This window comes from Deinococcus deserti VCD115, from assembly GCF_000020685.1.
Lineage (GTDB): Bacteria > Deinococcota > Deinococci > Deinococcales > Deinococcaceae > Deinococcus > Deinococcus deserti.
Genome location: NC_012526.1, coordinates 1,067,310 through 1,080,708, shown reverse-complemented (window position 1 = coordinate 1,080,708; position 13,399 = coordinate 1,067,310). Strand labels below are relative to the sequence as shown.

The window sequence follows — 13,399 nt, the reverse complement described above, 5'->3', positions numbered from 1 at the left end:
AGCTTAGGGCTCATACCTTGTCCAGCGTCTGACAGCCGCGCCGGTTGAACGCTCAGGCCACCGGCTGGGGCGTGCTCCGGCCGTCTTCATAGGCGAGGTTTCCGGTCAGATGCAGCGTCAGCGCTTCCAGCGCTGCCTGCCTGCTGCGACCATCCCGCGCCTCCAGTAAGCGGCGCAGGTCAGTGGCCACACCCGCATCCCGGCGTTCCAGATCAGACAGCCAGTGCTCGCGTTTGACATCCCACCAGCCGCGCGAGGCATACAGCAAAGGCATCATCCGCCGCGATACGGCGGTCATGGCGGTCAGCACATGAGCCGGATCATCAACCTGGGCACGCCCGTCCATCACCTCCTCGATCAGGGCAAAGCGCTGCTCCGCAGTCACGGAACGGGGCGTGCGGCCTGCCTCGTATCTTGCCTGCGCTTCGCGCATCAACCCAGTCAGGTCAGGATGATGCAGGAGCACTCGCCCGTGGGCATACATGGCGACGCTAGCACTGTCTTCCTGCGCAATCAGGCTGCTGATCTGCCCGGCAGGATTATAAAAAACCTCCACAGGCACAGGCTGCCCATTCCCGTGCACGGTGAAGTGGCTGCGCCAGCGCTGATCTCCGGTGACAAGGGCATGAATGTCGAGGTCGCTGTATTCATTGGCTTCACCACGAGAAGCAGACCCGCACCAGAGCGCGGCGTAAACCCCAGGCGTGGTTGCAATCCGCCCCAGCGCTTCAGGAAGGGCGGCCTCCAGCCGAATCTGGGGAGCAGTAGAGCTCATGCCCAAAGATAGGACCGGAGCTGGGGATGTGCGGCCTCACTTCAGACGGGTCGTCTCCCCCGGCGGCGCACCAGTCGACCACCACGCCGTGTGAGGCCAGCCAGTTATTCAGAGAGTAGCCGGCCCGCGCCAGCCCGGACAGGGCCTGATGCGCTACAGCAACCGCCTGCTGCATGTCGCTCTCACTGAGGTAGCCGGCTGCCCGGGCGGCCAGCAGTTCATCCGTGTCCAGAATTTCAGCCCTCAGGCCGTCATGCACAATCAGATCGAGGTACAGGTCTTCGACAGTCCACAGGTGATTTTGGCTCGTAATACGCGCCACGTCCAGGTAGTAATCATGCTCGCGCAGGCCATGAAAGTCGTAGCGGCAGACCACCATGTTCAGTTCGGGCAACAGGTGAGCCTCCCAGTGACGAATGCGTGGGTGGCCTTCAAAGTGCCGGCCCACAAACAGACCGTATGGCGTTTCCCGGTAGGTATGCACCGGCCTGATTCCGGTGTTGGTGTGATGACGCATGGCCGCCATGTCGTGCCGCTCCACCTTGATCGGGTGGGCATGCACAGGTTGGATCACCGCCGGTTGTGCCAGATTCGCCATGTGCCAGCGTAGTCAGCTGGAGAGTGAGAAACCTTGACGCAACCTGAAGTTTTTGGAGCACTTGTCAGGACAGGATCGGCAGGGCGTCCAGCATGGCAAAGTCATTGGGTACGAACAGGCTGCCCTCGGTGGTTCCCTGGTCCGACAGTGCTGAGAGGCGCTCGGACAGTGCGCTGCGGCTCAGCTCGCCCTTCAGAAAGCTGCGGTGCAGGGCAATAACCTCGCGGACCTGGGCGGGAGTCTCGTGAACGAACTCCAGGCGGAACTCGCGCAGGCCAGCGTCCAGCCAGTCTTGCAGATGCGTGGCTGCCACCTGGGGCCGGCCCTCGAAGACGGTGTTGCGGCAGCCGACGTCAGCCATGACCGGATGCGCCACGCCGCGCTCGTCGCGCAGGGCCACGCGGTGGCTCTCACAGGGGTGCCCGCAGTTGGTGTAGTCGGTGCCCTCTGACAGGAACCGGCAGAACACGCAGTGCTCGGTGTGAAACACCGGCAGGTGCTGATACGCGATGACTTCAAGCGTGTGGGGCCCGACCAGCCCGGCCAGTTCAGTAATCTGCTGGGCGTTGAGGTCGTGGGTGGGGGTGATCCGGCTGAGGCCCAGGTCGAGCAGCGCGCGGGTGGTCAGCATATTCGCGGCGTTCAGGCTGAAGTCGCCGGTCAGCTCGGGGCCAGACCCACCAGGACCAGCCTCGGTCTGCAATCCTTCCAGCAGCCCGCCCGAGCGCACCAGGATCGGCGCGTCGAGCGACAGCAGGAACTTCTGCAGGTTCTGCTCGGTCGGCTTCAGGATGCGCGGGCTGGCCACCCGCACCGGAATTCCGGCAGTCTTCACGCGCTCCACGCTGGGCTTCAGGCCGTAAAGCTCCAGGTAGTCCAGGGTGATGGAGTCCGGCCTTTCCTCCAGGGCAGCGTCGAGCTGCTCCGGAGTGCGGACCAGAACGTGCAACCGGGGAGTGCCCTGGGCCGGGGCGGGCGCGAGTCCTCCAACTGTGTTCAGCACCTCGTCCAGGCGGGGAGCGACGCGGCGTTCCGGAGCCTGGGCACGCAGGGCGCTCAGCTGCTCTGAAGCGGCGCGGCGCAGGGCGTTCAGCGCACTGACCGGAAGGAAACCCGCACCCTGCAGGTCTGTGGTCAGGGCTCCCAGATGGTAGGGCGTCCCGCCCAGCTTGCCGAGTTGCTCCCGCAGGCTGGCCTCGTCCAGAGCACGGTTGCGGGATTCAGACAGCGGTGCGTCACCTGTCACGCTCACACTGCGGCCCTGCTCGTCCGTCAGGGTCAGGACCGGCGCTTGGCCCACATGGCCGGTAAAGTGAGCCTCCACCGGCCGGGTGTACAGGGGATCAGCAGTTTCCAGCAGGGGCCTTACGCGAGCGGCCAGCGTCGGGTCCTGCGTGCGCCACACCAGATCGCCCTCGCGCACACGGCGGCCGTCAACGGCACCACGCCCGAAACGCAGCTCGGCCACTGCGCCGGCCCGAACGTCCTCGACCTGCCGGCCACCTTGCCACAGGCCGTACAGGAACCCACCCTCTTCACGGCCCTCGGGGGTGCGCCAGTTGGCCGGGTCGAACACCAGGCCGTCACCGGGTTTTACGCTCTGGCTCAGTTCGACCAGCACGCCGCGCTCGGTCACGCCGCGCACGGTTCCCACCTGCACGCCACGGTGACGGGGGGCCCGGCCACGAACCACTGTCTGGTGGTTGGTGCCAGCCATGAAGTGCGGGCCCAGACCGCGCGAGTACACCTGTTCAAGGTCCTGCTCTTCCTGGGGGGTGACGCTCAGGGGCCGGCCAGCCCAGGCCTCGTCCACGGCCTTCCGGTAGGCGGCGGTGGTGAGCGCAACGAATTCGGCGTCCTTGTAGCGGCCCTCGATCTTCAGGCAGTCCACGCCGATGCGCACCAGTTCCGGTACCTGATGCAGGGCGTACAGGTCACCCGGCGAGAGCAGGTAGCGTGCGTCGCCCAGGTCACGCTCCTGGCCGTCTACCAGCAGATCGTAGGGCAGGCGGCAGGCCTGCGCGCACTGGCCCCGGTTGGCGCTGCGTCCACCCCAGGCCTCGCTGGAGAAGCACTGTCCGGAGTAGCTCACGCACAGCGCGCCGTGTACGAAGGTTTCCAGTTCGATGTCGGTGGCGCGGGCAATCCGCTCGATATCGCGCAGCGACAGTTCACGTCCCAGCACCACGCGGCTGGCGCCAAAGCGGCCCGCCAGTTCTGCGCCCTCGGCAGACGTGATGCTCATCTGGGTCGAGCCGTGGATCGGCAGGTCGGGGCAGATCTCGTGAGCCAGCCGGGCCACGCCGTGATCCTGCACGATAATGGCGTCTACGCCCGATTCCGCCAGGTGCATCAGCTGCCGCTCGGCCTGCCTGAGCTCGCGGTCGAACACCAGCACGTTGAAGGTCACGAAGCCCATCACACCGCGCTCGTGCAGCCCGCGCATGATGTCAGGCAGGGCCTCGGCCTCGAACCCGACCTTGGCGCGGGCGTGGAAGCCCCGCGCGTCACCCTTCGGGGCATTGACGCCAAAAAAGACCGCGTCCGCCCCAGCCTCCACGGCGGCGCGCAGTTGGGCCTCGCCGCCAACGGGGCTCATGACTTCAGGTTTTCCACGCACACGCGACATAACGGGTCAGTGTAGCGGTCTGGCGGGTGCACAGCCAACGTCAGGCGCCACAGTTGAGCGCCGGGAGTACCGGACGGAGCTCAGACCCTCAACGGCTCGAAGGAGGAGAGGCCTGTGGTGGGACCGGCAGACCACTGGGTCACAGGCTGACCGGCCCGGACCAGCATCACCGGAATGGGCGACTGGTGCGCGACCGCCTCTGCGACACTGCCCATCAGAGCGCGGCCCAGGCCACTGCGACCATGGGTGCTCATGACCAGCAAATTGGCCCCTTCTTCCTGCACCACATCCAGAATCGCGCGCGGAATGGAACGGCCACCCGCCGGAACCACCCGGACCTGGGCACCTGGAACGCAGGACTCCAGCCGCCGGCGCAAAGCCTGCTCCTGGGCCTGGCACTCGGCCGGCGACATTGCCGGGATGTAGCCGAATTCTCCTGCCAGGGGCGGGTCAGGGTCAGACTGGATGGCAACCACCTGCAACTCAGCGCCCAGCGACTGAGCAAGGCTGCAGGCATGGCCCAGCGCCTCGTTGGCAAGAGGACTGCAATCGGAAGTCACTATCACTTTGGTCATCTACATCGCCTCCTTTAAAAGGACGTGGAGTGCCTTATTGACAAAGTGAAACCGCAGGGTCAGCTGTATGTTACAGGGCGCACGGACGCGCGCGCGGTAGCCTGCAGCATGATTCGGGTCTTATTTGTAGGAGACGTCTTCGGGCAACCCGGGAGGCGCCTGCTTTCGGCGCATCTGCCGGACCTGCGCCGCACCGTTGATTTTGCTGTGGTGAACATGGAAAACGCTGCCGGTGGTTTCGGGCTGCACCGCGACGCCGCCGAGGCCGCACTCCGGGCTGGGGTGGACTGCATGACCCTGGGCAATCACGCCTGGCATCACAAGGACGTGTACTCGCTGATGCTCGACGAGATCAGCTACCCCATCGTGCGGCCGATCAACTATGCGGACCCCGGCACGCCTGGGGTCGGCTGGCGCACCTTCGAGGTCAAAAACGAGCGGCTGACGATTGTCAATGTCCTGGGCCGGGTTTTTATGGAAGCCGTGTCTAACCCCTTCCGGGCCATGGATGAGCTGCTGGAACGCAAAGATCTCGGCAATGTCTTCGTGGACATCCACGCCGAGGCCACCAGTGAGAAGCAGGCGCTGGCCTGGCACCTCGACGGCCGGGTTGCAGCTGTCATCGGCACCCATACGCATGTACCAACCGCCGATACCCGCATCCTGCCCAGGGGCACGGCGTACCAGACCGACGCCGGGTTTACCGGGCCGCACGACTCGGTGATCGGCAGTGACCAGGAAGGCCCGATCCAGAGATTTCTGACCGAGCGGCCTCACCGTTTTGGCGTTGCCGAGGGGCGCGCGGAGCTGAATGGAGTGATTGTCCAGATGGAGGGTGGCCGGGCACATAGTGTGGAGCGCTACCGTTACATCGAAGAGAGCTGAGGACGTAAAGAGCTGAGAACGTGATGCGCGGGGGCCAGTCCCAGCCGCAATGCACAGGGAGGGCTGAATGGGGATTCGCAGTGACGTGAACCTGCTGGGCAGAACGCTCGGGCAGGTTTTGAAAGAGCAGGAGGGCGAGGCCTTCTTCGAACTGGTGGAGCGCACGCGCGCCCTGGTGCGCGAGGTCCGCGCGGGAGGTGACGACACCGAACTGAGCGCCATGCTCGCGGAGCTCTCCGGGGCCGAGGCCGGGCGGCTGGCCCGGGCCTTCACGTGGTATTTCCAGCTGGTCAACCTGGCCGAGGAATACGAGCGGGTGCGGGTGCTCAGCAGCGTAGAGGGTGTCAGGCCCCAGAGTCTGGAGCAGGCCCTGATGGATCTCAAAGCGCAGGGCATGAGTGCCCAGGAGGTCGAGGCGCTGCTGTCGCGGCTGGACCTGGGTCTGACCTTCACGGCTCACCCCACCGAGATGCGCCGCCGCACCGTGCGCGGTCACCTGGTTGAAGTCGCGCGCGCCATTCCCGAGCTGAGCCAGCCCACGCTGGCCGAGGACGCCACCGAGCGGATTGCCGCCCATGTGGAGGCCATGTGGTCTACCCCGGAGCTTCGCCGCCTGAAACCCACCGTTCTGGACGAGGTCAAGGGCGGTCTGAGCTACATGCCCAACATCGCGCGGGCACTGCCGATGCTGCAACGCGACCTGTCGCGCGCCTTCGAAAGGGTGTACGGGCACAGCAGCGAGGCGCAGCTGCCGCTGAGCTTCACCTCCTGGATGGGCGGAGACCGCGACGGCAACCCCTTCGTGACTCCGCAGGCCACCCACGACGCCCTGGCGCTTCACCGCGAGCGGGCCCGCGAGGTGCTGATCTCCAGCATTGCGCAGGCCTACGCGGACCTCAGCCAGGAAAAGGAGGGCCAGGAGCCTTACCGTCAGGAACTCCGCGCCCTGCATAACGCTGTGCGCGACGGCGAACCGGTAGAACTGCTGCCGCGCCTGGAAGCGCTGCACCGGCGTCTGTGCGCCGAAGGGCAGCGGCGCAGCGCCGATCAGCTGCTGACGCCGCTGCTGACGGTAGCGCGGGTCTTCGGGCAGCACCTGGTCAGCCTGGACATCCGTGAGCACTCCGCGCAGACCGGCGCAGCTGTGGCCGCGCTGCTCAAGGCTGCAGGCGTGGAGAACGACTACGAGGCGCTGGCCGAGCATGCCCGGCAGGAGGTGCTGACCCGCGAGTTGCGTTCCCGCCGCCCGCTGTGGCCTGCCGGTGAGCCGTTCCCCGAGACGCTCGAAACCGCCATCGGGCCCATCCGGCAGGTGCAGGCCGCGACCCGGCAGGTGGGCCCCCGCGCTTTCGGACGGTACATCGTCAGCATGGCCGAGAGCGTCAGCGATGTCCTCGAACCCCTGATCCTGGCCCGCGAGGTAGGCTTCCGGGCCCTGCCGGTGCCGCTGTTCGAGACCCTGGATGACCTGCAGCGCGCCCCACAGGTGGTCTGGGAGCTGCTGAGCATTCCTGAGTACCGCGCCGCACTGGGCAGCGACGTTCAGGAGATCATGCTGGGCTACAGCGACAGCAACAAGGACGCGGGCTTCCTGGCGGCCAACTGGGCGCTGCACGAGGCGCAGCGTGCCATCAGTGAGGTGTGCCGGCGTGCCGGCGTGCGCTGGCGCTTTTTTCATGGGCGCGGCACCAGCATCGGGCGCGGCGGCGGCCCGGCGTCGCGGGCCATCCTGGGACAGCCGGCCGGCACCATCGACGCGGGGCTGCGCATTACCGAGCAGGGCGAGGCGCTGGCTGACAAGTACAGCCATCCGGTCCTGGCACGGCGCAATCTGGAGCAGGCCCTCTACGGGGTGCTGCTGGCGGCCGCGCGTCCGGCAGTGGCTCCGCCGGAGGCCTGGACCCGTGGCATGGACACAGCGGCCAGGGCCAGCGCGGCTGCGTACCGCGCCCTGGTGGACGACCCGGGCTTCCTGCCCTTTTTCGAGGCGGTCACGCCGATTCACGAGATTGCCCGCCTGAACATCGCTTCGCGTCCGGTCCGGCGGCCCGGTGCGCCGACCCTGGGGAACCTGCGGGCCATTCCCTGGGTCATGTGCTGGACCCAGAACCGGGCCAACCTGCCTGGCTGGTACGGCCTGCACGAGGGTCTCAGCACCCTGGGCGTGGATCTGGCCCGCGAGATGTACCGGGACTGGCCCTTTTTCCGTACCGTGCTGGACAACGCCCAGATGAGTCTGGCCAAGAGCGATCCGCTGATTTTCGACGAGTACCTGCGCTTGATGGGCGAGCATCCACTGGCCACGCAACTCAAGGCGGCCTATCAGGCCACGGTGGCCCTGGTGCAGGACGTGGTGGGCGCACCGCTGATGGCCGGCGAGCCGCGTCTGAAAGAAAGCATCGCCCTGCGCAACCCCTACATTGACCCGATTCACCGGATTCAGGTTGAGCTGCTTCGCCGCAGCCGCAGCAAGGAAGGCGGCCTGGACGAGTTCGAGGTCCCACTGCTGCTCAGTATTCAGGGCATCGCGGCGGGCGTGCGCAACACCGGCTGACGCAACACCTGTTAAAGCAAAATGTGTCCAGAGTGGCGCGCGGGCGGGCTAGGATTCGTCCATGCGCCGCTCTTTACTGCTGGCTGCCTTCCTGAGTGCAGGAAGCGCGCAGGCCCAGGCCTCCCTGCCCTCCTTTGAGGGCCAGATCATCTATCAGGTCATGCCGGACCGTTTCTTCGACGGCAACCCGAACAACAATGCTGGCGTGGACCGCAGCAATCTCCGTGCGTGGCACGGCGGTGACCTTCCCGGCCTGACCGCCAGACTGGGGCATATCACGCGCCTGGGCGCCACCGCGGTATGGCTGACGCCGGTCTACCGGCAACAGGCGGCCAACTCCTTTGATACTGCCGGATACCACGGCTACTGGCCGGCGGACTTCCGGGATGTCGATCCGCATTTCGGAACGCTGGCTGACTTCGACACCTTTGTCAAAGCGGCGCGTGCGGCCAACATGCGCGTGGTCCTGGATCAGGTCATCAACCACTACGGCTACGAAGCTCCGGCGGTCAAGGCCAAGCCAGAATGGTTTACGCCCCAGTCCCGTTGCGAAGCCAGCGCCGACAAGGACGTGGACTGTCCGCTCTCGGGGTTGCCCGATCTGGATCAGAGCCGCCCCGAGGTCCGTAAGATGCTGCTGGAAAACGCGGACTTCTGGCGCAACCGTGGCGTCAATGCTTTCCGTTACGACGCCATCAAACATGTGCCGGGCGACTTTCTCAAGGAGGTGCTGGCCCGCGACCGCGCCGCCGGCACCTGGACCCTGGGCGAATGGTTCGACGCCGATACCGGCACGGTAGCCGACTGGCAGAAGGCCGGGTTCGACAGTCTGTTTTTGTTCAGCTTGCAGCGGGCCATGCGCGACAGCCTGATGAGCGGCCAGAGCCTGAGCCGGGTCAGTGCCGTGCTGGAGCGAAACGGCGAACTCTCACGTCCCGGTGAGGTCGCCCTGTTTCTGGACAACCACGACATCCCCCGCTTTGCGCAGGGCAGCCTGTTTGAGGATGAGGGTCAGGCCCGCACACGCTACGCCCTGCGTGCACTGATGACCCTGAAAGGGGTGCCGGTGCTGTATCAGGGCATCGAGATTGCCATGCGCGGAGGCCCGGACCCCGACAACCGGCGCGACATGCGCTTCGAGGAGGCCTGGACACCCGCAGAGCGCGACGTGTTCGAAGCCGCCCGCAGTGCGGTGGCCGCCCGCAAGGCCAGCTCGGCCCTGAGCCTGGGATCCCAGACCCTGCTACCCGTCCCAGTCAGCCTGCAGGACGACCTGCTGCTGCTAACCCGCGAGAAGGACGGTCAGCGGGTCCTGGCGGCCTGGCATGGAGGCAAGGAGCGCAGGACCTACAGCATCAAGCTGGCTGGCCTGGGGCTCACAGCCAGCGATCAGGCGGTCACACAGTCGCTGTATGCCGGCCAGAATGCCAAGGTCAGCGTCCGGGGAGGGTACCTGCATCTGAGCCTGGACGGCAGGGACGCCGCAGCGTTTGCACTGAAGTGAGCCAAACCAGCGTCCTGCTGTGGCTGCCGGAGCTGGACCGGTGGATCGGGCACTGGCGTCAGACCCTCCCTGCCGCGAGGCGGGGTGTGGCGCCGCATGTCTCCCTGCTGTTTCCCTGGGTGTCACCAGAGCCCGCGCCGGAGCATCTGGCCCGGCTGGAGGCGTGCCTGAGAGGGACCAGGCCGGTCAGCCTGAGTTTCTCCCACCTTGGACGGTTTCCGGGATTGCTGTGGCTGGCGCCGGAGCCTGCCGCCGAGATCCGCGCCCTGATGCGTACCATTGCGCGGGCCTTTCCAGAGACACCTCCGTACAGCGGCAAGCATCCCGATCCGGAACCACACCTGACGGTTGCCAGGGGAGGCGAAGATGAGCTCGATGTCATTGCAGGCCAGCTGCAAGCACTTCTTCCCGAGCTTGCGGCAGTTCGGTATCTGGTGGACCGGGTCACCGTCGCACAAAAAGACGCGGATAACCGCTGGCGGGTGGCCCATGAAGTTCCACTTCAGGGTGGCTAGGCGGGAAAACCCACCCTTATCCCTCAGCGTGCTGTTTAATGCTCAGCACCCGGCTGGCGCCGGTCTGATCGGTGGTCACGCCCCACAGCGCCTGGGCCACTTCCATGGTCGCCTTCTGGTGCGTGACCAGCAGGAACTGCGCTCCCCGCTCGCTGAACAGCTTCAGAAAACCTGTAAAGCGGCGGATGTTGGCCTCGTCCAGCGGCGCGTCCACCTCGTCCAGCACGGCCAGGGGCAAACCACCCGCACTCCCCTCACCGCCGGCATGGTTCAGGGCGAACAGGAAGGCCAGCCCCGCCATGGTGCGCTCCCCGGCTGACAGCAGGGTCATGCTGCGGGTGCGTTTCCCGCGGGGCTGGACAGCCAGCCGTAGCCCCGAAAGACGCCCGGATTCTGTCAGTTCGGCTTCCAAGTCACCGTGGCCTCCCAGCAGCTCGGCGCTGTAGTCACGGAAAGCGGCGTTCACGCGTTCAAAGGCCGCGCGGGTGGCGACTGTTTCGGCCCGCTCCAGTTCTGCCAGGTGCGCACGCAGCTCATCGCTGGCAGACTGCGCGTCGTTCAGTTCTGTCTGCTGGTCCTGGAGAAGTGTCAGTTCCTCGGCATGGTCGGCCTCGGCACGCGCGTTGACTGGCCCCAGGGCTTCCAGGGTCGTGCGGGCGCGCGCAAGCTCTGCCGTCCATTCACGGGGGGTGCCCAGCGGGCTGACTCCATCAGGAATGTCATCCAGACTGCCCTCGCGCCGGGCAATCAGCAGCCGCAGTTCATCCAGACGGGCGCGGGTTTTGTTCTGGGTGCCGATCAGGTTGGCGTAGGCCTGAGCGGCCTGCTCCCGCGCATACTCGGCGCGGGGAAACTCATTCTCGTCCAGGGTGCCCAGGGCTGCCGTACGCCGCGCGACCTCAGCCGCAGAGGCACTCAGGTGGGCCTCCTGCGCCTCGGCCGCCTGGGTGTTGGCTTCCAGCCGACCTCTGAGGTCTCCGGCGCGCGCACGACCGGCCCGGTAGGCCTTCCAGGCAGTGTCCACTTCCCGCCCCAGGGCCAGTGCCTCGGCCGCCTGACGCTCCTGGGCCCGGGCCTGCTCTGCGGAGGCCCGGGCAGCGCTCAGGTCGGCCTCCAGGGCAGCCAGGTCCATATCGGGGGGCAGCGCGCCGGTGCGCTGTTCATCCGGCCCCAGGCGGTCCCACAACCGGTCGCGGTGCGTGGTCAGGCTGCGGATCTGCGCTTCGAGTTCCGTCACCCGGCGTTCGGCCTCCCGTTCCTCGCGGGCAGCACGCTCGCGGCTGGCCAGCAGGGCGTCGTGCTGCTCCGCATTGCCTTCAAGGCCGTTCCGGACCTTTTTCAGTTCGGTGCTGAGCCTGTGCGCGGCCGCGTCAGCGTCCTCAAGTTCGGCGTCCAGTTCCTGAAACCGGCGCTGGTCGGCCAGCACGCCGGTTCCCGTGTCGCGCAGGCGCCCGCCGGTAATGGCTCCACCGGGTTCCACCAGTTCTCCGTCCAGGGTCACCAGGCGTGGGCGGCTCTGGTGACTGCGCGCAATCCGGTTGGCTGCGCGCAGGTCCCGCACCACCAGCGTGTCGGCCAGAATAGCCTCGCCGACCAGAGGCGGATCGGTGGGACACAGGTCAGCCAGATTCCCGACCACGCCGTCCTCACGGAGGAGCCCCGCGTCACGGCGGGGACGGGCGCGGATCAGGTCCAGCGGCAGAAAGGTCGCGCGCCCGCCAGCACGCCGCAGTTCCTCAATAATTTCGCGGGCATCCTCAGCGTGTGAGACCACGATCTGTTCCAGGCGACGGCCCAGCGCAGCGCCGATGGCCACTTCGTACTCGGCAGGCACACTCAGCAGGTCCGCGACGCTGCCCACGATGCCCGGGTGATCAAGCCGCAGGGCGTTGCGCGCGCCTTCACCGTAGCGGGCGTAGCTGTTCAGTGCAGCCTCCAGCCTCTCCCGTTCCCGGCGCAGGGGCGCCACACTGGCATTGACCCGGGCCAGCTCGCTGCTGAGGTGCCGCTCGTGGTGAAGGGCGGCGTCCCGGCTGCCGCTCAGCGCCGCAAAGGCCTGTTCGGCCTGCTCGCGGGCCAGGCGTGCACTGCCCAGGCGTTCGGTAGCGGCAACCAGACTGTCGTGCGCCTGTTCCAGGTTGCCTTCGGCGCGCTGGAGTTCGGCATGCAGCGTCTCGCGGCTGGCGTCCGCACGGGCGAGTTGCTCGGCGACCCGCGCGGCCTGCGCACGGGCGCGGGTCAGTTCAGCGTCCAGAGTGCGTACCCGCTGCTCGGCAACCTCAGCGGCCAAGCGGGACGTGTGCACTGCCGCGTCCAAGGCCAGCAGATCCGGAGCAGGCTGCTCCGGCATCCGAGTCGGCAAGGCGCTCAGCTCAGCTTGCAGGGTCTCCCCTTCCCGTCTCAGGTGGGCGTGGTAACGCCCGGCCTGGGCCTGCGCCTCGCGCGCTGCGTTCAGGGCGTCCAGGGCACCGCCGTAGGCCTCACGCCGGGCCCGGGCCTCCTGAGCCCGGTCGCGCGCCGCTTCGACAGCTGCGGCGGCAGCCTGCACTTCTGCTCCCAGCACCACACTCCGGGCCTCCAGTGCCGACGCTTCCGAGCTGGCCCCGGCAATTTCGCGTCGCAGGGCCAGGTGCCGTTCGCGGCGCAGGGCATCTTCCAGGGTCAGCACGCGGGCACTCAGGTCACGGTGCTGACGCGCTGCCTGCGCCGCCTTCTCAAGCCGCACCACCGCTGCCTCGCGTTCATTCAGCACCAGGCGCAACTGCTCCAGAGCTGTGTCGGCGTCCCGCAGCCGGGCTTCGGTTTCCTGGCGGGCCGTCACAGCGCGCGACAGACCCGCCGCCTCCTGCACGTAGCCCAGCAGGGTCCTGCCTTCAGCCTGCACCACCCCGCTGACCTCTCCCTGGCCGATCACCGCCAATCCACCCGGGCCCAGGCCGGTTCCGCGCAGCGCGCCCTGCACATCACGGGCCCGTACCGGGCGTCCTCCCAGGTCCTGCTCGGCGGCGCCGTCACGGTAGATGCGCCGGGACAGATTGACACGGCCTTCGGGCGTGCTCAGTTCCAGCTGCACCTCGGCGAGGCCCAGTGGCGCCTTACCTCCGCTGCCATGAAAAATAAGCTCAGTGCCGCGCCCGGCGCGCAGTTCGCGGGCCCGGGCCTGATGGGTCACCCAGCGGATCGCCTCGACCACGTTGCTTTTGCCCGAGCCGTTGGGACCGATGACGGCACTGACCCCAGGGCCGAACTCCAGCCGGGTGCGGTCAGCAAAGCTTTTGAACCCCTGCAGGGTGATGCTGTGCAGCATAAGGAATTAGAGACCAACTCCGCAGCTCACCTCAGGTCGTACAGGACTGGAAGCCTG

Annotated in this window: 9 protein-coding genes; 4 read left to right on the top strand and 5 right to left on the bottom strand. The window is 67.0% G+C overall.

Annotation, left to right across the window (positions count from 1 at the left end):
* Positions 1–52: 52 nt before the first annotated feature.
* From DEIDE_RS19475 to DEIDE_RS05100, 4 genes are all read right to left on the bottom strand, one after another.
* Positions 53–775 (bottom strand): hypothetical protein, encoded by a 723-nt coding sequence (locus DEIDE_RS19475; RefSeq protein ID WP_242402958.1) that lies wholly within the window; start codon positions 773–775, stop codon positions 53–55.
* On the bottom strand, positions 729–1,373 hold the full coding sequence (locus DEIDE_RS05110; RefSeq protein ID WP_012692885.1) for a DUF402 domain-containing protein: 645 nt from the start codon (positions 1,371–1,373) through the stop codon (positions 729–731). Before DEIDE_RS05110 ends, DEIDE_RS19475 begins: the two co-directional genes overlap by 47 nt.
* A gap of 64 nt (positions 1,374–1,437) precedes the next feature.
* Positions 1,438–4,002, bottom strand: a complete 2,565-nt coding sequence (locus tag DEIDE_RS05105; RefSeq protein WP_041227110.1) for a U32 family peptidase — start codon at positions 4,000–4,002, stop codon at positions 1,438–1,440.
* An 80-nt stretch (positions 4,003–4,082) separates the two neighbouring features.
* A complete protein-coding gene (locus DEIDE_RS05100; protein ID WP_012692883.1) occupies positions 4,083–4,577 on the bottom strand; it encodes a universal stress protein in 495 nt (164 codons plus the stop codon).
* A 108-nt stretch (positions 4,578–4,685) separates the two neighbouring features.
* Between DEIDE_RS05100 and DEIDE_RS05095 the strand changes: the two genes are divergently transcribed.
* The 4 genes from DEIDE_RS05095 (at position 4,686) to DEIDE_RS05080 (ending at position 10,035) form a co-directional block, all read left to right on the top strand.
* Complete coding sequence (locus DEIDE_RS05095; RefSeq protein WP_012692882.1) at positions 4,686–5,462, top strand: TIGR00282 family metallophosphoesterase; 777 nt, start codon at positions 4,686–4,688, stop codon at positions 5,460–5,462.
* Between the two features lie 67 nt (positions 5,463–5,529).
* Positions 5,530–8,016, top strand: coding sequence for a phosphoenolpyruvate carboxylase (locus DEIDE_RS05090; RefSeq protein ID WP_012692881.1), 2,487 nt, complete (start codon positions 5,530–5,532; stop codon positions 8,014–8,016).
* A 61-nt stretch (positions 8,017–8,077) separates the two neighbouring features.
* Positions 8,078–9,520, top strand: coding sequence for an alpha-amylase family glycosyl hydrolase (locus DEIDE_RS05085; RefSeq protein ID WP_012692880.1), 1,443 nt, complete (start codon positions 8,078–8,080; stop codon positions 9,518–9,520).
* Positions 9,517–10,035 (top strand): 2'-5' RNA ligase family protein, encoded by a 519-nt coding sequence (locus DEIDE_RS05080; protein WP_012692879.1) that lies wholly within the window; start codon positions 9,517–9,519, stop codon positions 10,033–10,035. Before DEIDE_RS05085 ends, DEIDE_RS05080 begins: the two co-directional genes overlap by 4 nt.
* A 16-nt stretch (positions 10,036–10,051) precedes the next feature.
* Here the strand turns inward: DEIDE_RS05080 and DEIDE_RS05075 are convergent, their stop codons facing one another.
* Positions 10,052–13,342, bottom strand: coding sequence for an AAA family ATPase (locus tag DEIDE_RS05075; RefSeq protein WP_012692878.1), 3,291 nt, complete (start codon positions 13,340–13,342; stop codon positions 10,052–10,054).
* Positions 13,343–13,399: the final 57 nt, after the last annotated feature.